Annotated in this window: 20 protein-coding genes and 1 tRNA gene; 11 read left to right on the plus strand and 10 right to left on the minus strand. The window is 64.4% G+C overall.

Annotated elements, in window-relative coordinates; translation table 11 throughout:
* Positions 1 to 271: 271 nt before the first annotated feature.
* From tolB to queC, 5 genes are all read left to right on the plus strand, one after another.
* Complete coding sequence (tolB, locus tag AC5P9W_RS14520; RefSeq protein ID WP_019660126.1) at positions 272 to 1,591, plus strand: Tol-Pal system beta propeller repeat protein TolB; 1,320 nt, start codon at positions 272 to 274, stop codon at positions 1,589 to 1,591.
* A gap of 64 nt (positions 1,592 to 1,655) precedes the next feature.
* Positions 1,656 to 2,174 carry a peptidoglycan-associated lipoprotein Pal gene (gene pal, locus AC5P9W_RS14525; RefSeq protein WP_005418510.1) on the plus strand — a complete coding sequence of 173 codons (519 nt, stop codon included), beginning with the start codon at positions 1,656 to 1,658 and terminating at the stop codon, positions 2,172 to 2,174.
* A 3-nt stretch (positions 2,175 to 2,177) separates the two neighbouring features.
* Positions 2,178 to 2,996 carry a tol-pal system protein YbgF gene (gene ybgF / locus AC5P9W_RS14530; protein ID WP_019660125.1) on the plus strand — a complete coding sequence of 273 codons (819 nt, stop codon included), beginning with the start codon at positions 2,178 to 2,180 and terminating at the stop codon, positions 2,994 to 2,996.
* A 303-nt stretch (positions 2,997 to 3,299) separates the two neighbouring features.
* Positions 3,300 to 4,001 (plus strand): 7-carboxy-7-deazaguanine synthase QueE, encoded by a 702-nt coding sequence (gene queE, locus AC5P9W_RS14535; protein WP_019660124.1) that lies wholly within the window; start codon positions 3,300 to 3,302, stop codon positions 3,999 to 4,001.
* 78 nt (positions 4,002 to 4,079) lie between these two features.
* Positions 4,080 to 4,745, plus strand: a complete 666-nt coding sequence (gene queC, locus AC5P9W_RS14540) for a 7-cyano-7-deazaguanine synthase QueC (protein WP_111098894.1) — start codon at positions 4,080 to 4,082, stop codon at positions 4,743 to 4,745.
* 63 nt (positions 4,746 to 4,808) lie between these two features.
* Here queC and AC5P9W_RS14545 read toward each other — a convergent pair whose 3' ends face one another.
* A complete protein-coding gene (locus tag AC5P9W_RS14545; RefSeq protein ID WP_495219331.1) occupies positions 4,809 to 5,804 on the minus strand; it encodes a DUF2268 domain-containing putative Zn-dependent protease in 996 nt (331 codons plus the stop codon).
* A 167-nt stretch (positions 5,805 to 5,971) separates the two neighbouring features.
* Between AC5P9W_RS14545 and AC5P9W_RS14550 the strand changes: the two genes are divergently transcribed.
* From AC5P9W_RS14550 to AC5P9W_RS14565, 4 genes are all read left to right on the plus strand, one after another.
* Positions 5,972 to 6,047 (plus strand) — tRNA-Lys (locus AC5P9W_RS14550).
* A gap of 173 nt (positions 6,048 to 6,220) precedes the next feature.
* Positions 6,221 to 7,324, plus strand: a complete 1,104-nt coding sequence (locus AC5P9W_RS14555; RefSeq protein ID WP_495219332.1) for a DNA cytosine methyltransferase — start codon at positions 6,221 to 6,223, stop codon at positions 7,322 to 7,324.
* A gap of 66 nt (positions 7,325 to 7,390) precedes the next feature.
* Positions 7,391 to 8,719 carry an ATP-binding protein gene (locus AC5P9W_RS14560; protein ID WP_495219333.1) on the plus strand — a complete coding sequence of 443 codons (1,329 nt, stop codon included), beginning with the start codon at positions 7,391 to 7,393 and terminating at the stop codon, positions 8,717 to 8,719.
* Positions 8,719 to 9,684: an O-methyltransferase gene (locus AC5P9W_RS14565; protein WP_495219334.1), complete on the plus strand. Its 966-nt coding sequence runs from the start codon at positions 8,719 to 8,721 to the stop codon at positions 9,682 to 9,684. Before AC5P9W_RS14560 ends, AC5P9W_RS14565 begins: the two co-directional genes overlap by 1 nt.
* A 37-nt stretch (positions 9,685 to 9,721) precedes the next feature.
* Here AC5P9W_RS14565 and AC5P9W_RS14570 read toward each other — a convergent pair whose 3' ends face one another.
* From AC5P9W_RS14570 to AC5P9W_RS14580, 3 genes are all read right to left on the minus strand, one after another.
* The gene (locus tag AC5P9W_RS14570) at positions 9,722 to 10,099 is read right to left on the minus strand and encodes a site-specific integrase (protein ID WP_495219335.1); all 378 of its coding nucleotides are present in this window, start codon (positions 10,097 to 10,099) and stop codon (positions 9,722 to 9,724) included.
* A 54-nt stretch (positions 10,100 to 10,153) separates the two neighbouring features.
* The gene (locus tag AC5P9W_RS14575) at positions 10,154 to 10,576 is read right to left on the minus strand and encodes a response regulator (protein WP_005418495.1); all 423 of its coding nucleotides are present in this window, start codon (positions 10,574 to 10,576) and stop codon (positions 10,154 to 10,156) included.
* Positions 10,577 to 10,668: 92 nt separating this feature from the next.
* Positions 10,669 to 11,436 (minus strand): CPBP family glutamic-type intramembrane protease, encoded by a 768-nt coding sequence (locus tag AC5P9W_RS14580; RefSeq protein ID WP_495219336.1) that lies wholly within the window; start codon positions 11,434 to 11,436, stop codon positions 10,669 to 10,671.
* Positions 11,437 to 11,586: 150 nt separating this feature from the next.
* On the opposite strand from AC5P9W_RS14580, the gene AC5P9W_RS14585 reads away from it, so the two are divergent.
* Positions 11,587 to 11,895, plus strand: a complete 309-nt coding sequence (locus tag AC5P9W_RS14585) for a TFIIB-type zinc ribbon-containing protein (protein WP_111098887.1) — start codon at positions 11,587 to 11,589, stop codon at positions 11,893 to 11,895.
* An 86-nt stretch (positions 11,896 to 11,981) separates the two neighbouring features.
* Here the strand turns inward: AC5P9W_RS14585 and AC5P9W_RS14590 are convergent, their stop codons facing one another.
* The 6 genes from AC5P9W_RS14590 to AC5P9W_RS14615 all read right to left on the minus strand — a co-directional run bounded on the left by AC5P9W_RS14590 (position 11,982) and on the right by AC5P9W_RS14615 (position 18,967).
* The gene (locus tag AC5P9W_RS14590; RefSeq protein WP_021203715.1) at positions 11,982 to 12,494 is read right to left on the minus strand and encodes a GNAT family N-acetyltransferase; all 513 of its coding nucleotides are present in this window, start codon (positions 12,492 to 12,494) and stop codon (positions 11,982 to 11,984) included.
* An 81-nt stretch (positions 12,495 to 12,575) separates the two neighbouring features.
* A complete protein-coding gene (locus tag AC5P9W_RS14595; RefSeq protein ID WP_495219337.1) occupies positions 12,576 to 13,601 on the minus strand; it encodes a copper resistance protein B in 1,026 nt (341 codons plus the stop codon).
* Positions 13,598 to 15,409: a copper resistance system multicopper oxidase gene (locus AC5P9W_RS14600; RefSeq protein ID WP_111098885.1), complete on the minus strand. Its 1,812-nt coding sequence runs from the start codon at positions 15,407 to 15,409 to the stop codon at positions 13,598 to 13,600. Before AC5P9W_RS14600 ends, AC5P9W_RS14595 begins: the two co-directional genes overlap by 4 nt.
* Before the next feature lie 75 nt (positions 15,410 to 15,484).
* Positions 15,485 to 15,865, minus strand: a complete 381-nt coding sequence (locus AC5P9W_RS14605; RefSeq protein ID WP_021203718.1) for a CopL family metal-binding regulatory protein — start codon at positions 15,863 to 15,865, stop codon at positions 15,485 to 15,487.
* Positions 15,866 to 16,060: 195 nt separating this feature from the next.
* Positions 16,061 to 17,866 (minus strand): DNA helicase RecQ, encoded by a 1,806-nt coding sequence (gene recQ, locus AC5P9W_RS14610; protein ID WP_111102128.1) that lies wholly within the window; start codon positions 17,864 to 17,866, stop codon positions 16,061 to 16,063.
* Between the two features lie 552 nt (positions 17,867 to 18,418).
* Positions 18,419 to 18,967 (minus strand): Dps family protein, encoded by a 549-nt coding sequence (locus tag AC5P9W_RS14615; RefSeq protein WP_019660109.1) that lies wholly within the window; start codon positions 18,965 to 18,967, stop codon positions 18,419 to 18,421.
* A gap of 86 nt (positions 18,968 to 19,053) precedes the next feature.
* Here AC5P9W_RS14615 and hrpA point away from each other — a divergent pair, with 86 nt between their 5' ends.
* A complete protein-coding gene (gene hrpA / locus AC5P9W_RS14620; protein WP_206621710.1) occupies positions 19,054 to 23,136 on the plus strand; it encodes an ATP-dependent RNA helicase HrpA in 4,083 nt (1,360 codons plus the stop codon).
* Positions 23,137 to 23,140 lie beyond the last annotated feature (4 nt).

Here is a 23,140-nt window from a genome sequence, read left to right on the forward strand (position 1 = left end):
GGGGGGGGCTCGGGCCACTCCTGCCCATGGATGTCGCGCTTGCCTCTGGTGTGCTCGGTTTCGGCCGGGCAGGCTTTAGGCTTCTGTCGAACACCGCCCCGCTGGGCGGAGTGACCGGGGCAGGCAGGTGCGATGTTAGCCACGACGTTAACGGTGCGTGAGAGGACGGGCTGGAACTGACCCGGAATTCACGTACCCTTGGTTCATGATTGCGAAGCGGTTCACTCCTGCTTTGCTATCCCTCGTTCCGGTTTCCCCTATTGAGCGCTCCATGAAAAAGATGCCTCGCTGGCTTGCCGTGTTTGCGGCCCTGTTGCTGCCCTTTGCTGCCGTCGCGCAGCAGAAGGGGCTGGATATCGACATCATCGGCGGCAATGCCTCCGCGCTGCCGATCACCATCGTGCCGATGCCCTACCAGGGTTCGTCGGCCGCTCCGCAGACCGACGTCGCCGGCGTGGTCCGTGCCGACCTGGAGCGTTCGGGCCAGTTCCGCACGCTGCCGGAAGCGCAGATCGTCGAAAAGCCGGTGCGTGGCGGCGACATCCAGTTCGCCACCTGGCGCGCGCTGAAGCAGAACTACATCGTGGTCGGCCGCGTACTCGACGCCGGTGCCGGTGCCTACCGCGTCGAATACGAACTGTTCGACGTGCCCAAGGGCGAGCGCCTGCTGGGCCTGGCGATGACTGCCCGCGGCAACGCCATGCGCGACGTCGCCCACCAGATGGCCGACGCCATCTACGAGAAGATCACCGGCATCCGCGGCGCCTTCTGGACCCGCATCGCCTACGTGACTGCCAGCGGCAAGGGCGACGCCATGCGCTATGCGCTGATGGTGGCCGACTCCGACGGCTTCAACCCGCAGACCATCGTGCGTTCGGCCGAGCCGCTGCTGTCGCCGTCGTGGAGCCCGGATGGCAGCAAGCTGGCCTACGTCAGCTTCGAGCGTGGCAATTCGGCCATCTACATCCAGAACATCGGCACTGGCGCGCGCGAGCTGGTCACCAGCTTCCGTGGCATCAACAGCGCCCCGGCGTTCTCGCCGGACGGCCGCAAGCTGGCCCTGACCCTGTCGCGTTCGGGCAACCCGGAAATCTACGTCATGGACCTGGGCAGCAAGCAGCTGACCCAGCTGACCAACCACTTCGCCATCGATACCGAGCCGACCTGGGCACCGGACGGCAGCGCGGTGTACTTCACCTCCGACCGCGGCGGCCGTCCGCAGGTCTACAAGGTCGGTGCAGGTGGCGGCAGCGCCGAGCGCGTGACCTTCCAGGGCAACTACAATGCCAAGCCGTCGGTGTCCTACGACGGCAAGAAGATCGTCGTCGCCCAGGGTTCTGGCAACAGCTACAAGATCGCGATGATGGACAGCTCGCTGGGGTCGCCCCGCTGGAGCACGCTGTCCCCGGGTTCGCTCGATGAATCGCCGAGCTTTGCGCCCAACGCAAGCATGGTGCTGTACGCCGCCCGCGAAGGTGGCCGTGGTGTGTTGTATGCCGTTTCGGCCGATGCGCGGGTTCGCCAGCGCCTGGTCCTGGCTGACGGTGATGTGCGCGAACCGGCATGGTCCCCATACCGTACCCAGCGCTAAAAGAGTGTTAATATTTTCGTTGTCTTGAACCCCTCATCGGCTTAGGAGCCACAAAGGTATCGCCATGAACAAGTCCACCCGCGTTCTGCTTGTTTCCCTGCTGTCTGTGGCCGTCCTGGCCGGTTGCTCGAAGAAGGTGAAGGAAGAGCCGGCAGCCCCGGTCGACACCGGCACCTCGACCACCACCCCGACCGGTCCGTCGACCTCCGGCCTGTACGGCCCGGGCGACCTGGACACCGACGCCTGCCTGCGCCAGCGCGTGGTCTACTTCGACCTGGACAAGGAAGACGTGAAGCCGGAATTCCAGGCCATCATGGCGTGCCACGCCAAGTACCTGCGTGACCGTCCGTCCTCGCGCATCACCCTGCAGGGCCACACCGACGAGCGCGGTTCGCGCGCGTACAACCAGGCCCTGGGTGAGCGTCGTGGCAACGGCGTCAGCTCGGCCCTGCAGGCCAACGGTGGTTCGGCTTCGCAGCTGACCGTCGTGTCCTACGGTGAAGAGCGTCCGGTCTGCACCGAGTCGAACGAGTCCTGCTGGTCGCAGAACCGTCGCGTCGAAATCGTCTACACCGCGCAGTAATCCATGCGCATTGGCATCAAACTGATGCTGGTCGTTGCGGCAGCCCTCGTGGCTGCCGCACCGGCGCACGCACAGCGACAGAGCCTGGCTGACCGTGTCGGCGCGCTCGAGCAGCAGATGTACAACAACAGTGCCAACCAGGACCTGTTGAACCAGATCAATCAGCTGCGGCAGCAGGTCACCAGCCTGCAGGCCTCGATCGAGCAGTTGCAGCACGACAACGCCCAGCTCAAGCAGTCCGCCCAGGACCAGTACCTGGATCTGGACAGCCGCCTGAACCGGTTGGAAGGGGGCAACGCCGCCCCGGCCCTGCCGCCCGTTCCGGCGAGCGCGCCCAAGGCCGCACCGGCCCCGGCAAAACCCGCAGCGGCGGCCACTTCCGAGCGGCCGCCTTCCGTCCATGGTGATGCCGGCAGCCTCGCCGCCACCGGTGACGAGCGCACCTCCTACAACGTTGCCTTCGATGCCTTGAAGGCCGGCAGGTACGACGATTCGGCTCAGCTGTTCCTGAGCTTCCTGGAGTTGTACCCGAATGGCGTCTACGCGCCGAACGCGCTGTACTGGCTGGGCGAGAGCTACTACGCCACCCGCAATTTCCCGATGGCCGAGACCCAGTTCCGTGAACTGCTCTCGCGCTATCCGACCCACGACAAAGCCGCGGGCGGCCTGCTCAAGATCGGCCTCTCGCAGTACGGCGAGGGCAAGGTAGACCAGGCCCAGCAGACGCTGGAGACCGTCGTGGCGCAGTACCCCGGCTCGGACGCCGCGCGCACCGCGCAGGACCGTCTGCAGTCCATCCGCCTGGGCAAGCAGATCCGCTGATCCGCTGACCGGGCGTACAATGTGTGCCCTGTAGAGCCGAGCCCATGCTCGGCTGCTTTCGTTTCCGGACCGGCAAACCCGCCCGGATCCGGTAGCGCCGGGCCATGCCCGACGGCTCGCGTCACCGGCAGGGATATGCCCGTTTGGTTGCTGTTGTAGAGCCGAGCCCACGCTCGGCTGCTTTCGTTACCGGCTGGGCCATGCCCGCCCGGTTGTTGTTGTAGAGCCGAGCCCACGCTCGGCTGCTTTCGTTACCGGCCACGGTAGCCCACCCGCCACGTGTCCCACCAAGAAGTGCCCGCCATGACCGCCGTTACCCCGTCCAGCGCCGCCGCCACGCCCAGTGAGATTGTGCAGTCGCCCCTGCCACGCCTGAAGATCACCGAGATCTTCACCTCGCTGCAGGGCGAAGCCGATACCGCCGGCTGGCCGACTGTGTTCGTGCGCCTGACCGGCTGCCCGCTGCGCTGCCAGTACTGCGATACGGCCTATGCCTTCCATGGCGGCACCTGGTGGGACATCGACGACATCGTGGCCGAGGTGCTGGCCCAGGGCGTGCGCCACGTCTGCGTGACCGGCGGCGAGCCGCTGGCGCAGAAACGCTGCCTGGTGCTGCTGCAGAAGCTGTGCGACGCCGGCATGGACGTCTCGCTGGAAACCTCCGGCGCGCTGGACGTCAGCGCGGTGGACCCGCGTGTATCGCGCGTGGTCGACATCAAGACCCCGGGGTCGGCCGAAGTGGCGCGCAACCGCTGGGAGAACCTGCCGCTGCTGACCGCACGCGACCAGATCAAGTTCGTCATCTGCAGCCGCGAGGACTACGACTGGGCCAAGGCCCTGGTCGCCGAGCACGAGCTGGTGAAGCGCTGCACCGTGTTCTTCTCGCCCAGCAAGGGCGAGATCACCGCGCGCCAGCTGGCCGACTGGATCGTCGAAGACCGCCTGCCGGTGCGCTTCCAGATGCAGTTGCATAAAATCCTGTGGAACGACGAGCCGGGCCGATGAGCCCAGGCAACGTTCCCTGATGTAACTCCGGCGCGGGACAGCGTGCTGGCTTTCCCCTCCCAACCGGATGTTTTACCCATGAAGAAGGCAGTCGTGCTTCTCTCCGGCGGCATGGATTCAGCCGCCGTCATCGCCATGGCCCAGGAACAGGGCTTCGCCGTGCACGCCCTGAGCGTGCGCTACGGCCAGCGCCACACCTCCGAACTGGATGCCGCCGCCCGCGTGGCCAAGGCCCAGGGCGTGGTCGCGCACAAGACCGTGGACGTGGACCTGCGCAGCATCGGTGGCTCGGCGCTGACCGATGACATCGACGTACCGGAGGCCGGTGGTGCCGGCATTCCGGTCACCTACGTGCCGGCGCGCAATACCATCATGCTGTCGCTGGCCCTGGGCTGGGCCGAAGTGCTCGGCGCCAACGACATCTTCTGCGGCGTCAACGCGGTGGATTATTCCGGCTATCCGGACTGCCGCCCCGAGTTCGTGGCCGCGTTCCAGGCGTTGGCCAACCTGGCCACCAAGTCAGGGGTGGAGGGCGCGGGCATCAAGGTGCACGCACCGCTGCAGTTCCTCAGCAAGGGCCAGATCGTCAGCGAAGGCGTGCGCCTGGGCGTGGACTTCGGCCTGACCGTGTCCTGCTACAACGCCGACGCCAACGGCGCCGCCTGCGGCCACTGCGATGCCTGCCGCCTGCGCGCGCAGGGTTTCGCCGAAGCCGGCGTGCCGGACCCCACGCTGTACGTCTGAGGTGATGGGGCTGATGCCCCAATGGTGGGTGCGAACCGTTGGTTCGCACTCTCTGTCCCGGCGCTACCGGCGGCTGGAGTCTGGTAGTGCCGGCCGCTGGCCGGCAGCCTCATCAGGCAACCACCCCGATGCCTCGATGAACGCCCGCACCGCCTTCGGATCGGCATAGTCCAGCTCGATCATCCGTGCGATGCCGGCGTTCTCATCGGCCTGCTGGCGCATGTACTCCTGCGCGATGCGATAGCCGGCGTAGTAGCCCAGATCGCTCACCCCGAACGGATTGCGCGCACTGTTGTACAGCCAGTTGTCGAGGTTGTCCCCGCTCATCTCGGCAATGAACCGCGTGCGGATCTCCGCTTCGTGCGCGGGCCCGTAGGCATACAGCGGCAACGCGGGCCGACGCCCGCTCAGCCGCTCGGCCACATACTCGGCGACGCCCTCGCGCAATGCATGCTGGGCCAGGCTGCCGGTGGTCTCGCGCTGCTGGGTATGCACGTACTCGTGCAGGTTGTTCTGCGCGTTGTTCGCGCCCGGGCGGCTGTCGTAGAAGATCCGCAGCCGGCTGCGCATCGGCTCCGGAAGCTCGCTTACATCCACTCGCTCATCGCCCAGCGCCATCTCCGCTCCAATCAGCACCTTGTCGCCCAGCGTGGTGCCGCCGGTGCGCAGGACACCGATCGCATAGGTGATGGTGGCCGGGCGCAGTGCCGGGTAGAGCGCGCGGAAGGCGGTCAGATCCCGCTCCAGCGTGGCGCTGGCCTGCTGCGCGTTCGCAGTCAACGGCCGTACCGACGTCCAGAAGCGTGGCCATGACTGCATGGCCTCGGCGTACTCGCGGGCGGTGTAATGGCGGGCCTGCATCAGTGCATGCAGGCCGGGGCTGCCCGGATCGATGTAGCGCTGCTGGACCAGCGCCACCCGGCGCTCGGCATCGGGTTCGGCGCGCACCGCGTCATAGGTGGCCCAGAAGCGGGCGATGTCGTCGGTGACGACCTGGGGCGGCGAAGCCAATGCTGTGCAGGGCAGCAGGGCGGCAAGCAGGCTGACGATCAGACGCATCCATGGCTCCAGAAAGGACCACAGATGGGATGCGCCAGTGGCGCCAAAGGTTTAATCCCGCTGGTAGTGCCGGCCGCTGGCCGGCAACCCCGACACACCGGGGTTCCACGCGACCGGCCAAAATAGGGTAGAATGCCCACCCCGCCGAAAGGCCGGGGCGATGCATTGGGCCGTTAGCTCAGTCGGTAGAGCAGAAGACTTTTAATCTTTTGGTCGAAGGTTCGAATCCTTCACGGCCCACCAATGCAATCAATGACTTAAGGCGCGAAATTGGCGCCTTTTTTCTTGCCTCCGTAAAATGCTCCGTAATTCCGGCCGTTCGCCGGTTCACTGAAGGCCACTGTCATGTGGTCTGGTTCTTGAGTGCAAGAATTGCTCGATCGACAGAGACACCAGGGCTGCGGTAGCATCCTCCGATGAAGCCAGTAATCGTAGATCTCTTCTCGGGTGTGGGTGGTATGAGCCTTGGTGCTGCACGCGCAGGGTTCAAAGTCGGTGCAGCTTTCGAGTGGGATCCGATTGCCCTCTCTTCGCATGCGCTGAATTTCCCTGGCACCTTCCATTCATCCGTGGATGTTGCCACGCTGTCTGGCAGAGACGTCCTTGCCCCTCTCAATGGCCAAGAGCTGGTTGGTTTGGTGGGAGGTCCGCCATGTCAAGGCTTTAGCACGATTGGTAAGCGGGTAGTTGATGACCCGCGCAACTCCCTGTTTGGTCATTTCTTTCGCTTGGTGAAAGAGACTCGTCCTGCGTTCTTCGTCGCTGAAAACGTGCCCGGCATACTGAGCCCGCGCAACGAGAGAGTGGTGCGGGCAGCGCTAGGATCTGTCCCTGGTCACTACCGACTTCTCAAACCTAAGGCGGTAACCGCCTCGAACTTCGGTGTTCCGACATCTAGGAAGCGAGTGTTCTTCATCGGCTACGACCCTGAGCGGTTTGCTGACATATGTGAACAAGCGTTGTTCGAACCCGTCGACTATAGAGTGACCGTCGCCGAAGCACTGGCTGGCCTACCTGCCATTAGATCTAGTTGGCAATCCGCCCATCAAGGGTGGCGCAAGATGGGGGCTGGCAGCGGCCACTCGAGCTTCCTGCAACGCCTTTCAGGCCATGTGCCGGATGGAGTTGGGGATCCGGAAGCATTGCTTGCGCTTGCCCAAGGAAGAGTGTCTGGCAACCTCGGCACAGTGCACGAGCCTGAGGTGGTTAAGCGCTTCAGGGGCGTCAGATGTGGCGCGACTGATCCAATTTCGCGGGCGCCTAAGCTGCACCCTGAGGGCTTCTGTCCCACGCTCAGGGCAGGGACTAATTCTGACCGAGGGAGCTTTCAAGCCGTGCGACCGATTCATTTCGCCCGACCGCGCGTGATTACGCCTCGAGAAGCCGCTAGGCTGCAGGGCTTCCCGGATTGGTTCCAGTTCCACGATACGAAGTGGCACTCGTTTCGCCAGATCGGCAACAGTGTCAGTCCTGGTGTCGCAGAATTGCTGCTGTCGCGGCTCCTCGCTTACCTCCGATAGCGGGGTCTTGCGTAGCTGATCTACACGCGGCAGACTCGCTCCATACCTAACGTATGGATGCGCGAAATGGCTGAAATTGACGCTTCACCGACAAAAGAGTTCTTCATATCCATTATCACCAAGGATATCTCTCTCCTTGATGCAGTTAAGGATCTTGTTGATAACTCCGTTGATGGCGCTAGGTCGTTAAGAAGGAATGGTGATTTCGACGGATTAAATGTCCAGGTCGACGTTTCGAAAGACTCATTCTCAATCCGTGATAACTGCGGCGGTATGTCTGTTTCTACCGCGGCCGAGTATGCCTTCAGGTTCGGGCGCGCAGCAGGCGCCCCCAGTGTCGACGGATCTATTGGGCAGTTCGGTGTCGGGATGAAGCGAGCCCTGTTCAAAATGGGTAGGAAGTTTGTAGTTGAATCAACGGCGCCAAGCTCAAGCTTCAAGTTGACAGTAGATGTGGATGCCTGGAAGCGACTAGTTGATCAAGACGGAAAAGATGTGTGGAAGATGGCTTTCGATGAGGCTAACGAGGGTCAAGTGAATGCGCCTGAACGGCTCGGAACGTCAATCTTGGTTGAGGACCTTCACCCGGGCATTGCGGCTGAGTTTTCCTCGCAGAATTTCGTTAATGCACTGATCAGAGGCCTTCAAGACGCTCATGCTAGGAGCATGGACGCTGGCTTGGATATCAAGGTCAACAACTATGCGCTTAGGCATCGAGCGGCAACGCTACTTTTGAGCGACGACATTGTTCCATTCAAGTCGGAGGTTACTTATCCGAAAGATGAGGCAAGGGGACAGTTTGCTGCAGTTAAGCTTTCTCTATACGCGGGCGTGGCCGATTCCAATATCGACGAGGCTGGCTGGTACATCATCTGCAATGGGCGTCAAATTGTCACGGCGGATAAATCTGTAACAACTGGCTGGTCTACGTTGGAAAGTGAGTACTCCACCCCGAAGGCGCATCAGCAGTTTGCACGGTTCCGCGGTTACGCTGTGTTCGAAAGCGATGATGCAAGTTCACTGCCTTGGAACACTTCAAAGAGTGGCGTTGATACTGACTCGAGGGTCTATCAATCTGCCCGCCAAGAGATGACAGCTGCACTCCGGCAGGTCATTGACTTTCTTAATGCTCTTGCCAACGAGAAGGATAGTGAAGATCAATTCCTTCAGCAGGCGATTGATAAGGCTCGCCCTGTTGAACTCTCAAAGCTTCCGAAGAGCTCCGCCTTTGCATATCCGGTCCGTCCAACTGTGTATGCCCCGAAGACGTTAAAAGTTCAATTTGATAAGTCCATAGAGGATATCAATTTCGCTCGGGAATTTTTCCATGTTGGTAGCGCGAAGAAGGCTGGTGAGGCCGCGTTCGACTACTTCCTGGAAAGGGAGCGGGACTGATGGCTGGCAGCTATAAAACGATTGATTATCGCGTTCGCCCTGCAAAGAGTATCGAGAGGAAAATGCTTGCAGAGGCATTTCGCCGTTTAAGTCACTTCCATGAGGTGCAGCGCTATACCTACGTAGGTATGGGTTCCCTGTATTTCTCGGATTTCAGTTTGTTTCATCGTTCGCTCGGTTTTGAGCGGATGATTAGTATCGAGAACACGACAGCCGAGGCTAGTAAAAAGAGATTTCTGCTGAATGTCCCATTCTCTCAGATTGAGATGAAATTTGGGCATTCAAATGTGGTGCTGCAGAGGCTGAAGATAGACGGCCCGTTAGTGGTATGGCTGGACTATGACGGTATGCTTGATCAGAGCTGTTTGGTCGACATCAAATATGTGGCTAAAAAGGCCCCGTCCGGGTCCCTGGTGATTGTTTCTGCCAATGCTGACGCTAAGTCATTGCAGGGAGAGGTGGAGGACAGCGAAGAGCCGACGAATGTACTGGATGTGCTCAAAAGACGGGTGGGCGCAGATTCGATATCTCCAGGGCTGACTGCTGCTGATGTGAGCGGACATCGCGTAGGTGACATTTTCAGGGATGTAATAGACTCAGCCATTAGAGATGCTGTGCAGAACCGCAACAGCGAAGTTCCGGCGAGTGAGGCTTTTTCCTATCAGCAGATCTTCAATTTTAGGTATTCCGATAATGCTCGGATGATTACTGTTGGCGGTGTTGTTTTCTCGGAGCCAGATCGTGAAAAGTTGGAGCGTTCGTCGTTTGCTCAGCTTAGTTTTACGAGATTTGGAAATGAGGTTTGTAAAATTGAGCCTCCTTTGCTTACATTTTCTGAGATGCGTCGCATCGATGCGGCTAAGGCAGAGGATCTTGAAAATCTATCTTTGCCCCAAGGCGACATCGATAAGTATCGTTCGAACTATAGATACTTTCCGAATTTCGTAGAGGCGGAAGTGAGCTAGGTAGATTGCCCTGTGGTTGTAGTTCTGCGCGCGGATTTCATGATCCGCGCGTGCTTCCGGATGGGGGGACCTTAGGCACGCTTTTGTCGTATACCTTCATCATCGCATCGCTGACACCCAGCGCATCTTGCCGATCAGCCCTGTTTCCGATGGTGTCGGTCCCGCCCTTCCGCTTTAGGTCATGGAGGCTGAAGCGTTCCTGGGCGCCGATGACCCCGGTGGTAATGGCGAGCCGAATGAAGCGCTGCCAAGTGCTGTCCAAACTGGTCTTCTGCAACGGCTCACCATGCTCTGCAAGGAACAAGTGGCGCTGATCGGCCCGCATTTGCACCGGTAGGCTATGGCGGTCAATGATGGCCTCGCGGCGCGCGATCGCAGCATCCCAAGCGGCTCGTAGCCGTGGGGTCCAGACCACCAGGTTATCGCGACTGCGCTTCCGGCGATTGGTGTGCAGCCCTTCAGTCGTGCCTCACGCCGCCTGCGCGTCCGGCCCGATCAGTACGCCCACATCGGCGTGCCGGAAGCACAGCCGGATGGCGTCGAGCAGCTCGCTCATGTTGTAGGGCTTGGGCAGGAAATGAATGCCGTCGCGCAGCTGCGGCAGCACCTGGTGCTGGTCCATGCCCGACGTCACCAGGATCGGCAGCTGGGGATACAGGCCGCGAACCCGGTTGGCGGCTTCAATGCCGCTGATCGGGCCCAGGTTGACGTCGGTGAACAGCAGGTCGAAACGCTCACCGGCAGCCAGCAGGCCCAGTGCTGCTTCGGCAGAGCTCACACCCACCACGTGGCAGGCCTGGCTTTCCAGCGCAAGACGGCTCAGCTCGCGGGTTTCCTCGGCATCCTCGATCAGCAGGACGCGGGGTTCAACGTGGCGCTTGGACAGCAACATGACGCTACAGCTCCGGAAAGCAGCAATGAAAAGGCGCGCAAGTATGCGCAAGCCGGGGGTGATCCCGGCGTGCACGCCAGGCTAAGTGGGCGTTACAGCGAGCGCTGGCGCTGGCGACGTACCTGCCAGGCCAGCACCGCGACCGCGAGCAGGGCGGTGCCGATGCGCAGACCGGTGGCCTGCCAGCCCAAAGCGACGGCGTCGTCGAGGCTGAACACATTCCAGGCCAGGTTCATCGAAACGTGCAGGGCCAGGCCGCACCACAGCGTGTCGCCGTCGAGGTGGTCGAGCCAAGCGAAGATGAAGCCACCGAGGGCGATCACTGCGCCGACGAACAGCGCGATGCCGCCACCGTCGAACCCGCCGAAGCCGAGCCAGTGCACCATGCCGAACAGCAGCGCCTGCGGCAGTGCAAGCCATGGCCAGGGGCCGCGCACGATCTTCACCAGCAGCACGAAGCCCAGGCCGCGGAAGAGTACTTCCTCGGCCAGCGGGAACAGCACCGCCAGCATGGTGGCATCCAGTACGGTCAGTGCCTTGTTCGGTGTACCGAGCAGCGCCAGGCCCAGCCAGCAGGGCAGGCTGGCCAGCAGTACCCACATCGGGCCGCTCCAGCCGTTGCCGCGCAGCCCCAGGCTGGCCATCAGGCCCATCCCGCGTGGCCGCAGCAGCGCGGCCAGCAGAAGTGCCACGAGTACGGCCAGCGCGTTGTCGAGCAGGCTGCCGCCGTAAGCAAGGGGCAAGGCGGGAATCGGCGTGCCTGCGGCGGCTGCGATGTCGCGCAGATTCAGGCCAACGCCAACGCCGAACAGCACCAGCAGCAGGCGCGCGGCGCTGGGCAGGCGGGACAGGACGGTCATGCACGCACTCCCTGCGGAACCAGCTTGCAGTGTGGAAGATGGCGAGGGACGCTGGCACGCGCCGGAAGTCCCTGTGCCATCGGTCATGTGTTGCCGCACAGTCATCACAGCGCAGGTACAGTCGTTACCAGACCGACAGGAGCAATGCCGATGCTGTGCCCCGTGTGCAAGACCCAGACCCTGCAGATGGCCGAACGCCATGGCATCGAAATCGACTATTGTCCTGGCTGCCGAGGTGTGTGGCTGGATCGTGGCGAGCTGGACAAGATCATCGAACGTGCGGGCGCCGGTGCGGCCGTACCGCCGCCAGCGCCCGTGCAGGCTCAGCCGGCGTCCGCGCCGCCACCAGTGATGCACCGTGATACCCGCCACCTCGGCCAGCGCTACGAGGACAACCGTGGCCACGGCTACAAGAAAAAGAAGAAGGAGAGCTTCCTCTCCGAGTTGTTCGACTTCTAGGCGCTTCGCTCTCTGTAGAGTCGAGCCATGCTCGACTGGCTGTTGCCGCCAATAGTCGAGCATGGCTCGACTCTACAAAGACGTGATCACGGCCGCCGAAGGATGAACTCGCGGTCGTGGGTATCGCCCACGATGAAGTCGTACTCGCCAACCTTGCTGCAGCCATAGCGCGCGTAGAAGCGCTGCGCGCCGAAGTTTTCTTCCCATACGCCCACCCACAGGGTGCGGCGCTGCGGCTGGTCCAGCCACGCCATGAACGCGTCCATCATGCGTGCACCATGGCCGCCGTTCTGGTGCGCGGCCAGGATGTAGAACCGCTTCAGCTCGATGTCGCCTTCGCGTGCATCCGTGTGCGGCAGGGTGTTGGCACCGGCGGCCAGATAGCCGACCACGGCATCACCGTCCATCAGCAGCCAGATCGCGCTGCGTGGGTCGGACAGTTCGATGCGCTGCGGTTCGCTGCTGTAGTGCGCCTGCAGGAAATCGTGCAGCTCCTGCGGCGGATAGGAATCGCCCCAGGTTTCGTTGTAGGTGGCAATTGCGATGGCCGACAGCGCGTCGACATCGGCAAGGGTGGCGCGGCGGATCTGCAACGACATGGCGGTGCCTGCATTGGAACGTGGCGCAGTGTAGCCGGCCCCGGCGGCTGCCGGGGCTGGCCACTGCTCACGAACCGCTGCTCAGAACCACATGCGCACGCCCGCCACCCAACGCGTGTCGCGCGCGTGGTCACCGGCATAGTCGGCGGTGTCGCCAAACGTACGTTCGTGGCTGATGCCGATGTACGGCGCGACGCGACGGCTGAACTCATAGCGCAGGCGCAGCCCGGCTTCGACCTTGTTCAGTCCGCGACCAATGCCGTACTCCTGCTCGTCCTTGGCCGCAACAGTAGCTTCCAGCAGCGGCTGCAGGATCAATCGGTTGGTCAACAGCACGTCGTACTCGACCTCGGCCTTGGCCAGCACCTGGCCGCCGGAGCCCATGTACAGCGTGGCCGAGCTTTCGAACTTGTACGGCGCCAGACCCTGGATGCCGAGGGCCGCCCATGTGCGCGAGTCGGACGGGCGGAAGTCCTGGCGCACCCCGACCAGCACGTCCCACCACGGCGACACGCTGCGACCATACACTGCTTCCAGTGACGACGATTCGGTGCGGCCGCGGCTGCGTTCGCCATCGGTGCGCAGCCACAGGCGGTTGATGTTGCCGCCGATCCAGCCGGTGGCTTCCCAGGCCTGGCCGTTGCTGCTCTTGCCATCCCAATGCTCAAGCCGGTCGATCAGCAGCAGGCTGTTGATCTCCGGCGCGTGTTCCATCGCGCCATGCGCGATCGGCGGGAAGGCGGCGGCGCGGTCGGCATCAGTCGGGACCGGGATCGGTTCGCGCGGTTCGGTGGGTGCAGGCGTGCCGTGGCCCATCGCCCGGTGGTCCATCTGCGAATGGTCCATCGCCGCTGGCTGCATCGCGCCATGGTCCATCTTCGAGTGGTCCATCGTGGAGTGGTCCATGCCGGCGTGATCCGCCGCACCCATGTCCATCTCGGAATGATCCATCTTTGAATGATCGACCGTTTCGGCCGGGGTCTTCGCGCTCTTCGCAGGCACGTTCATCGTGCCCATGTCATGGCCCGCGTGCGACTGCGCGAACACCGGCATTGCAGCAGCCAGGCCCAGCGCCAGCAGGCTGGGGGAAAGCAGTGAGCGGCTCATTCTTCGATCCTCACTTCGCGCATCATGCCCGCTTCCATGTGGTACAGCAGATGGCAGTGATAGGCCCAGCGGCCGAGCGCGTCGGCGCGCACTCGGTAGCTGCGGCGTGTACCGGGTGGCATGTCGATGGTGTGCTTGCGCACCTGGAATTCGCCTTGTGCGTTTTCCAGATCGCTCCACACGCCGTGCAGATGGATCGGGTGCTGCATCATGGTGTCGTTGACCAGCACGATGCGCATGCGCTCGCCGTAGTTCAGCCGCAGCGGCTCGGCGCTGGCGAACGGGATGCCGTCGAACGACCAGGAGAATTTCTCCATGTGGCCGGTCAGGTGCAGCTCGACTTCACGACTGGGCTCGCGGCCATCGGGGTCTTCGAATAGGCTGCGCATCGCGCTGTAGGTCAGGACCTTGCGGCCGTTGTCGCGCAGGCCGATGCCGGGGTCGTCCAGCTTCGGTTCGGTAGCCGAACTCTGCATGTCCACCAGCGGGTTGTTGCGCTCGCTGGGCGGGTGCTTTGGCGCCTTGCTGGCGGGATCACCGCCGCCATGCGCACCGTGGCCCATGCTGGCGCCACAGCCGCCTTCCATGCCCTTCATCGCGGTCATGTCGTGCCCGCCATGACCGCCACCGCCCATGTCATGCCCCATGTCGCTCATGGTCAGCAACGGGCGCGGGTCGCGTGCAGGGATCGGCGCCTGCAGGCCATGGCGTACCGCCAGCGTGCCGGCAGCGAAGCCGGTGCGGCCCATGTCCTGGCAGAAGATGGTAAATGCGTCCTGGCCGGTGGGCTCGACCAGCACATCGTAGGTTTCGGCGGGAGCGATGCGGAACTCATCGATGCTGACCGGATGGATGTACTGGCCATCGGCGGCGACCACGGTCATCTTCAGGCCGGGAATGCGCACATCGAAGTAGGTCATCGAGGCGCCATTGATGAAGCGCAGCAGTACCTTTTCCCCGCTGCGGAACAGCCCGGTCCAGTTGCCGGCTGGCGCCGTACCGTTCATCAGGTAGGTGTAGGTATGCGCGTTGATGTCGGAGATGTCGGTGGGCGTCATCCGCATCCGGCCCCACATGCCGCGGTCGGACAGCGCGGCCGACCAGCCGTCACGCTTCGCATCGCGCAGGAAGTCGGGCAGGGTGCGCTTGTAGTAGTTGTCGTGCTCGGCAAGCTTCTTCATGCGGCGGAACAACGCACCCGGGTCCATGTCGGTCCAGTCGGACAGCAGGATCACGTGCTCGCGGTCGTGGTGGTACGGCGCTGGCTCGGCCGGATCGATGATCAGTGCACCGTACAGGCCAGCCTGCTCCTGGAACATCGAATGGCTGTGGTACCAGTAGGTGCCCGACTGCTTCAGCTGGAAGTGGTAGTGGTAGGTGTCGCCGGGGCCGATGCCGTTGAAGCTCAGGCCGGGCACGCCGTCCATGTTGGCCGGCAGCAGGATGCCGTGCCAGTGGATCGAGGTCGGGTGGCGCTCCAGCGTGTTGCGCACGAACAGGTCCACGGTCTGGCCTTCGCGCCAGCGCAGGATCGGTGCCGGCAGCGATCCGTTGACGGTGATCGCCGGGCGGGTGCGGCCGGTGAAGTTGGCCAGCGATTCGCCGATGGCCAGTTCGATGCGGGTATCGCTGAGCACGGCCGGGGCGCCGGCCAGGCGAGGCGTGGCGCGGGCGGCGGCAAGCGCGCGCTGCGGCACGCCGACAGCGGCGATGCCGGCAACCACGCCACCGGCGGCCAGGCCCTGCACGAACAGGCGGCGCGACGGCATGGGCACAGCGCCCGGACCGGGGGGAATGCGGGTATTCATGGTGGTGACTCCAGACACGTAAAGACGCCGGCAGGTGGCCGGCTACGGTGCGCAGGGCGCACGGTGCGTGTGGAATCAGCCGATGGGAGGGCGTGAGATGGGCGGCAGCGGCGGCGCCGGCCGGCCAGTGGCCGGCATCGGCTGCGGCGCCAGCGACAGTGCCGGGCCCGCCAGATAAGGCAACGGCTGCACCACCAGCAGCGGGTGCTGGGCGCAACTGCGCACGCAGTCCTTGATCTGGCAGTGGGCGTCGTGGGCGGGGGCCTTGGCCTGTGGGGCCTCGTCGGCCTGCATGGCGGCGTGGTGGTGGCAGTCGGCATCGCTGCCATCAAGGGCGGCTACCGCGTGGGCCATCCGGCCCATTTCCTCGTGACCACTGGCCATGGCCGCGTTCAGCCCGTTGAGCAGCAGGCTGAGCATGAGCACGACACGGAGCAGGGTCGAGGCGAGGGACATGGCGCTAATCTAGCCGCAAGCGGCCGTGGATGCACCTCCGGCTGAATGGGCGGTTCAAGGTTGGACCTGCACCAGTGTAGAGCCTAGCCCACGCTCGGCTGCCGTTCACGCAGAAGCAGCCGAGCGTGGGCTCGGCTCTACAGGGGGACGAGCGCACGGTTGGCGATGGGGAGGCGCCTGGCCAGGCGCCCGGCGCTACCCCTCTTCGCGCACGATCTCGACCAGGCGCGGGCCGTAGCGGCTCAGCTTGGTGCCGCCGATGCCGCCGACCCGTGCCAGTTCATCCAGGCTGGTCGGGCGCTGCTCGGCGATGTTGCGCAGGGTGCTGTCGTGGAAGATCACGAAGGCCGGCACGTTCTGTTCGCGGGCCAGTTCGGCGCGCAGACCGCGCAGCGCGTTGAACAGCGCCAGATCCTGCGGCAGCACAGACAGGCCGGTGCGCTGCGCGCTTCGCTCGCGCCCGCTGGCGCTGCTGGCCGGGTCGCGGCGCATGCTGATCTGGCGGCGACCGGTCAGCACGTCGCGGCTGGCATCGGTCAGGCGCAGGCCACCGTGGCCCTCGCTGTCCACTTCCAGCAGGCTGGCGGCCACCAGCTGGCGGAACACGCTGCGCCAGGTGCGCGCATCCAGGTCGCGGCCGATCGCATAGGTACTGAGCTTGTCGTGGCCCTGCTGCTTTACCTTCTCGTTCTCGCTGCCGCGCAGAATGTCGATCAGGTGGCCGACGCCGAAGCGCTGGCCACTGCGGTAGACACAGCTCAGCGCCTTCTGCGCCGGAATGGTCGCATCCCACGAGGCCGGCGGCGTCAGGCAGTTGTCGCAGTTGCCGCAGGGCTGGGGATAGGTCTCGCCGAAACCGGCCAGCAGCACCTGGCGGCGGCATTGCATGGATTCGCAGTAGCCCAGCAGGTGGTCGAGCTTGCCCCGTTCCAGCTGCTTGCGTTCTTCGCCCGCCTCGGATTGTTCGATCATCTGCTTGAGCAGTACCACGTCGCCCAGGCCGTAGCACAGCCAGGCTTCGGCAGCTTCGCCATCACGACCAGCGCGGCCGGTTTCCTGGTAGTAGCCTTCCATCGACTTGGGCAGGTCGGTATGCGCCACGAAGCGCACGTCCGGCTTGTCGATGCCCATGCCGAAGGCGATGGTGGCGCACATGACGATGCCGTCCTCGCGCAGGAAGCGGCGCTGGTTGTTAGCGCGCACCTCCGGCGGCAGGCCGGCGTGGTAGGGCAGGGCGTTGAAGCCCTGGCCGCACAGGAATTCAGCGGTCTCCTCGACCTTGCGCCGCGACATGCAATAGACGATGCCGGCCTCGCCACGGTGGCCGCGCAGGAAATCGATCAGCTGCTTGCGGGCGTTGTCCTTCTGCACCACGGTGTAGCGGATGTTGGGGCGGTCGAACGAGCTGACGAAGTGGCGCGCTTCCTGCAGATCCAGACGCTCGGCGATCTCGCGCTGGGTCGGCGGGTCGGCGGTGGCGGTGAGCGCGATCCGCGGAATCTGCGGCCAGCGCTCGTGCAGCACGGTCAGCTGGCGGTATTCCGGGCGGAAGTCGTGGCCCCACTGCGACACGCAGTGGGCTTCGTCGATGGCGAACAGGGCGATCTGGCTGCGTGACAGCAGCGACAGGAAGCGGCCGGTCAGCAGCCGCTCGGGGGCGACATAGAGCATGTCCAGCTCGCCGGCCAGCAGCTCGCGTTCGACGCGGCCGGCGGTCTCGGCATCCAGGGTGGAATTCAGGTACTCGGCACGAACGCCGAGCTGGCGCAGGGCTTCGACCTGGTCCTGCATCAGCGCGATCAGTGGCGAGATGACGATGCCACATCCGTCACGCAGCAGGGCCGGCACCTGGTAGCACAGCGACTTGCCACCGCCGGTGGGCATCAGCACCAGGGCATCGTGACCGGCAGCGACATGCTCCACGATGTCCTGCTGCGGACCACGGAAATCGTCGTAACCAAAGACGCGTTGAAGCAGGTCGTGCGCGGGACGGGAAGCCATCCGGCTAGTTTACCCCGGCGGGGGAGTCGGCAGGGCTGCGCCCTGCACCCGCTGCAAGCCAGTGCAACGTCAAAGGCAACAGCCGGCTCTGGGGTGATTCGTGGTTTGGTGGGGCGGTGTCGGATTGCGGGGACGCCGCAAGTACGTCCCTGTAGGCTTGGCAGCCGCATCCATGCGGCTGACACCCCGCAATCCGACACCGCCCCACCTTCGACAGTTTCCCGCGGCCGTTGGTGGGTGTCGACCTTGGTCGACACATCTGTCAGATATCGACAAACAAAATGGGGTCAGATCCGTTTTCCTGCGGAAAACGGATCTGACCCCAATGGCTTTGCTGGCAGATCGCGGAAAACTGTCGAAGGCGGGGTGGGTCCGGTTGCGGGGGCGTGAGCCGCATGGATGCGGCGACCGAGCCTACATGGACGTATTCACGGCGTCCCCCGCAACTGGACCCGCCCCGCCAATCCACGGATAGCCCGCTTTTGACGTTGACGTTGACGTTGCAGTTGCCTCTGCGGGTGCAGGGCGCAGCCCTGCCGCCCCCGCCAACCCTTACTGCAGCAGGGAACGCAGCATCCAGGCATACTTCTCGTGGGTCTGCAGCCGCTGGGTCATCAGATCCTCGGTCGGCGCGTCGTCCCCCTTGGCCGCCACCTCCAGCACTTCACGTGCCGTACGGCATACCGCTTCGTTGGCGACCACCAACTGGCGTACCATTTCACGCCAGTCCGCACTGTCGGTCAGGCCCGGTTCCTCGACGATCGAGGTCAGCGCAGCGAATTCCCGGTAGGAGCCCGGGGCATTGAAGCCCAGCGCGCGGATGCGCTCGGCCACATCGTCCAGTGCCGCCCACTGCTCGGTGTACTGCGTCTCGAACATGGTGTGCAGCGAGTTGAACATCGACCCGGTCACGTTCCAGTGGAAGTTGTGCGTCTTCAGGTAGAGCGTGAACGCATCGGCCTGGAAGCGCGACAGACCGTCGGCGATCTTCTTGCGGTCGCCCTGGGTGATCCCGATATCGATGTTCGGCGCCGACGGTGCCGCCGCCGCAAGCTTCTGCTTGCCGGTCTTGGCCTTGGTCGTGCTCTTGGTCTTCGCCATGGGGTTCCTCCTTGTGGAATCGTTGGCCTTCACAATAAACCGGTCGTGATGACTGGTCGCTTTCAAAGTTTTGAACGAACCGATTGATGAACTCTATCGATAAAAATCCATCGCCCCGCCTGCGCCAACAGCGCGCCGCCATCGACGGCGCCATGAGCCGCGACCGGGGCCGTTTGCTGGGGATGCTCTCGCGTTGCCAGGCCAAGCCACAGGATGCGGCACTGGCCGCCACCTTCGAGCAGGCCTTGCAGGCGTCGGTGCAGCGCCGGCAGGTGCGGGCGCAGCAGCAGCCGTCCATTACTCTGGACCCGCAGCTGCCGATTGCGCGTGAAGCCGACGCCATCATCGGGCTGATCCGCGACCACCAGGTCGTGGTGATCGCTGGTGAAACCGGTTCGGGCAAGACCACCCAGCTGCCGAAACTGTGCCTGGCCGCCGGCCGTGGCCAGGCCGGCATGATCGGCTGCACCCAGCCGCGACGGATTGCCGCACGTGCGGTAGCCAGCCGTGTCGCACAGGAACTGCAGAGTGAACTGGGCCAGCTGGTGGGCTACCAGGTGCGCTTCAACGACAAGGTCAGCGAAGACAGCCGCATCAAGTTCATGACCGACGGCATCCTGCTGGCGGAGATTGCCAGCGACCGCTGGTTGTCGAACTACGACACGATCATCGTCGACGAGGCGCACGAGCGCAGCCTCAACATCGACTTCCTGCTGGGCTACCTGAAGCAGCTGCTGCGCAAGCGCCCCGACCTGAAGCTGATCGTCACTTCGGCCACCATCGACACCGGACGCTTCGCCCAGCATTTCGACAATGCGCCGGTGATCAGCGTTGAGGGCCGCACCTACCCGGTGGAGGTGCGCTACCGCGCGCTGGAAGGCGAGGGTGAAGACCAGGGCGAACGTACCGTCAACGATGCCATCGTGTCGGCTGTCGACGAGATTACCCGCCTGGATGCACGCGGCGACGTGCTGATCTTCCTGCCGGGCGAGCGCGAGATCCGCGATGCGCACCAGTCGCTGGAACGGCGAAAGTACCGCAACACCGAGGTACTGCCACTGTATGCGCGGCTGTCCAACCAGGACCAGGACCGGGTGTTCAATACCGGGCCGAACCGGCGCATCGTGCTGGCCACCAATGTGGCGGAAACCTCGCTGACGGTGCCGCGCATCCGTTACGTGGTCGATCCGGGCCTTGCCCGCGTCAAGCGCTACAGCCCGCGCAACAAGCTGGACCGCCTGCACATCGAGCCGATCTCGCAGGCCAGCGCCAACCAGCGCAAGGGGCGCTGCGGCCGTATCGCCGAGGGCATCTGTTACCGCCTGTATGCTGAGGCCGATTTCCAGGCGCGGCCGGAGTTCACCGATCCGGAAATCCGCCGCTCCAGCCTGGCCGGGGTGATCCTGCGCATGCTGCAGCTGGGCCTGGGCCGCATCGAGGAGTTCCCGTTCCTGGAAGCACCGGACGAGCGCGCGGTGGCCGATGGCTGGCAGCAGCTGACCGAACTGGGGGCGATCGATGCCGAACGGCGCCTGACCACCATCGGCAAGCAGATGGCGCGCCTGCCGGTGGACGTGAAGCTGGCGCGCATGCTGGTGGCCGCGCAGGCCGCCGGCTGCCTGCGGCCGATGCTGGTGATCGCCTCGTTCCTGGGCATCCAGGACCCGCGCGAACGCCCGCCCGAGGCGCGCGGTGCGGCCGACAGCGCGCATGCGCAGTTCGCCGATGGCCGCTCCGAGTTCGTCGGCGTGCTGCGCCTGTGGGATGCCTACCGGCAGGCCCATGAAGACCTGACCCAGTCCAAGCTGCGCGACTGGTGCGGCCGTCATTTCCTCGGTTTCCTGCGCATGCGCGAATGGCGAGAGCTGCATCGCCAGCTGCGGCTGCTGTGCGAGGAGCTGGGCTGGAAGGAAGAGGCCAGCGAGGCGTCGATGGCACCGTTGCTGGCCGGCAGCAGTGCGCCGGCCCCGGCGCGTGATGACGCGGCCGCAGTAAAGGCCACCCGCGGCCAGTTGCATCGTGCCGCGCGCCTGGCCCGCGAAGGCAAGGCCGAGGCCGCACCGGCGCCGGTGGCCGTGCGCGCGCAGAAGGAACAGGCGCCGGTTGGCGGCGGTTTCAGCGAACGTGTGCGTGGCGCTGCCTACCAGACCCTGCACCGTGCGCTGGTGGCGGGCCTGCCGACGCAGATCGGCCACCGCACCGAGAAGGGCGATTTCCAGGCGCCGCGCCAGCGCCGCTTCCTGCCGTTCCCCGGTTCGGCGCTGGCCAAGCGGCCACCGCCGTGGCTGCTGGTGGCCAACCTGCTGGATACGCAGAAGGTATGGGGCATGACCCTGGCTGCGATCGAGCCGGACTGGGTGATCGCCGAACTGCCGCACCTGCTGCTGCGCAAGCACTTCGACCCGCACTGGTCGCGCGCGCAGGGCCAGGTGCTGGCGTCCGAGCAGATCAGCCTGTTCGGCCTGGTGCTGGCACCGAAGAAACCGGTCCACTACGGCCGCATCGCGCCCGGCGAGGCGCATGACATCTTCGTGCGCCAGGCACTGGTGACCGGCGAGATCAACACCCGCGCCAGTTTCGTCGCCGACAACCAGAAGGTGCTGGAGGTCGCGCGCGAGGAAGAAGCCAAGCTGCGCCGCGCCGGCATCGTTGCCGACGAAGACTGGCAGGCACGCTGGTACCTGGACCGGGTGCCGCCGCAGATCCATTCGGCCTCCGGCCTGGATGCCTGGTGGAAGGGTCTTGCGCCGGAACAGCGCAAGACCCTGCACTGGTCGCTGGCCGACCTGTTGCCGGGCGAAGGCAGTGAGCAGGAGCGCTACCCGAAGTACCTCGCGCTGGGCCAGGCACGATTGCCGCTGCATTACCGCTTCGAGCCGGGTGCCGAGGATGACGGCGTAACCCTTGACGTACCGCTGCACCTGCTCAACGCATTGGATCCGGTGCAGCTGGGCTGGCTGGCGCCCGGCTTCGTTGCCGACAAGGCTGCGGCGCTGATTCGCAGCCTGCCCAAGGCGATGCGCCGCAACTACGTGCCGGCGCCGGACTTTGGTCGCGCGTTCTACGAGGCGTTCCCGCAACCCAGTGCCGATGCCATCACCGGCGAACTGGCGCGTTTCCTGTCGCGCGCAACCGGCGCGACCGTGACCGCGCTCGATTTCGAGCCCGGTTCGATCGAACCGCACCTGCACATGAACCTGCGGCTGCGCGACGAGCAGGGCAAGGTGCTGGCGACCTCGCGTGATCTGGATGCACTGCGCGCCAAATTCGGCGGTCGTGCCGGCGATGCGTTCGCTGCACGCGCCGGCCGCGAGATGGCGGCCGATGGCCTGCGTACGTTCCCGGCCACGCCGATTCCGCTGCAGGTGCCCGGTGAAGCGGGCGTGCCGGCGTATCCGGCATTGCTGGACGAGGGCGACAGCGTGGCGCTGCGCATCTTCGCTGATCGGCAGCAGGCGCAGGCGGCTCATCCGCTGGGTGTGCGCCGCCTGCTGGAGATCGCGCTGGCCGAGAAGATGAAGCAGGCACGCAAGCAGTTGCCGGTGGGTGCCAAGACGGGCCTGCTGTATGCGGCGATCGAATCGCAGGAACGCCTTCGTGGCGACCTGGTCGATGCGGCGATGAACGCCGTACTGGCTGAAGGCCTGGAAGACATACGCGATGCGGCGGCCTTCGAGCAGCGCCGCGAGCATGCGGCCAAGGCGCTGTTCGGTGAGGCCATGTCGCGGCTGAAGCTGGCCGAGACCATCCTGGCGCTGGTGGCCGAACTGAAGCCGATGCTGGAAGCGCCGCTGATGGGCTGGGCGCGCGGCAACCTGGACGACATGGAGGCGCAGCTGGCCGGGCTGATCCATCCAGGCTTCCTGCGCGATACACCGGCCGACGCATTGGCGCAGTATCCGCGCTATCTGAAAGCGATGATCCTGCGTACCGAGCGCGCCAAGCGTGATCCGCCGCGCGATCAGGCGCGCATGCTGGAACTGCATCCGTTCCTGGAAGCGCTGGAAGTGGCTGAGCAGCAGGGCCTGCGCGAGCACCCGCAATGGCAGGCGCTGCGCTGGGATCTGGAAGAGCTGCGGGTGTCGCTGTTCGCGCAGGAGCTGGGCGCGCGGACCGGCATCTCGGCGAAGAAGCTGGCGCAGCGGGTAGCCGCACTGCGCCAGGCGTGACTCC

Source organism: Stenotrophomonas sp. YJH_SMC_33, assembly GCF_059372295.1.

Bases quoted from the DNA above. Each gene is read 5' to 3' on its own strand.
- tolB (WP_019660126.1), top strand. From the start codon at position 272: ATGAAAAAGATGCCTCGCTGGCTTGCCGTGTTTGCGGCCCTGTTGCTG.
- pal (WP_005418510.1), top strand. From the start codon at position 1,656: ATGAACAAGTCCACCCGCGTTCTGCTTGTTTCCCTGCTGTCTGTGGCC.
- ybgF (WP_019660125.1), top strand. From the start codon at position 2,178: ATGCGCATTGGCATCAAACTGATGCTGGTCGTTGCGGCAGCCCTCGTG.
- queE (WP_019660124.1), top strand. From the start codon at position 3,300: ATGACCGCCGTTACCCCGTCCAGCGCCGCCGCCACGCCCAGTGAGATT.
- queC (WP_111098894.1), top strand. From the start codon at position 4,080: ATGAAGAAGGCAGTCGTGCTTCTCTCCGGCGGCATGGATTCAGCCGCC.
- AC5P9W_RS14545 (WP_495219331.1), bottom strand. From the start codon at position 5,804: ATGCGTCTGATCGTCAGCCTGCTTGCCGCCCTGCTGCCCTGCACAGCA.
- AC5P9W_RS14555 (WP_495219332.1), top strand. From the start codon at position 6,221: ATGAAGCCAGTAATCGTAGATCTCTTCTCGGGTGTGGGTGGTATGAGC.
- AC5P9W_RS14560 (WP_495219333.1), top strand. From the start codon at position 7,391: ATGGCTGAAATTGACGCTTCACCGACAAAAGAGTTCTTCATATCCATT.
- AC5P9W_RS14565 (WP_495219334.1), top strand. From the start codon at position 8,719: ATGGCTGGCAGCTATAAAACGATTGATTATCGCGTTCGCCCTGCAAAG.
- AC5P9W_RS14575 (WP_005418495.1), bottom strand. From the start codon at position 10,576: ATGTTGCTGTCCAAGCGCCACGTTGAACCCCGCGTCCTGCTGATCGAG.
- AC5P9W_RS14580 (WP_495219336.1), bottom strand. From the start codon at position 11,436: ATGACCGTCCTGTCCCGCCTGCCCAGCGCCGCGCGCCTGCTGCTGGTG.
- AC5P9W_RS14585 (WP_111098887.1), top strand. From the start codon at position 11,587: ATGCTGTGCCCCGTGTGCAAGACCCAGACCCTGCAGATGGCCGAACGC.
- AC5P9W_RS14590 (WP_021203715.1), bottom strand. From the start codon at position 12,494: ATGTCGTTGCAGATCCGCCGCGCCACCCTTGCCGATGTCGACGCGCTG.
- AC5P9W_RS14595 (WP_495219337.1), bottom strand. From the start codon at position 13,601: ATGAGCCGCTCACTGCTTTCCCCCAGCCTGCTGGCGCTGGGCCTGGCT.
- AC5P9W_RS14600 (WP_111098885.1), bottom strand. From the start codon at position 15,409: ATGAATACCCGCATTCCCCCCGGTCCGGGCGCTGTGCCCATGCCGTCG.
- AC5P9W_RS14605 (WP_021203718.1), bottom strand. From the start codon at position 15,865: ATGTCCCTCGCCTCGACCCTGCTCCGTGTCGTGCTCATGCTCAGCCTG.
- recQ (WP_111102128.1), bottom strand. From the start codon at position 17,866: ATGGCTTCCCGTCCCGCGCACGACCTGCTTCAACGCGTCTTTGGTTAC.
- AC5P9W_RS14615 (WP_019660109.1), bottom strand. From the start codon at position 18,967: ATGGCGAAGACCAAGAGCACGACCAAGGCCAAGACCGGCAAGCAGAAG.
- hrpA (WP_206621710.1), top strand. From the start codon at position 19,054: ATGAACTCTATCGATAAAAATCCATCGCCCCGCCTGCGCCAACAGCGC.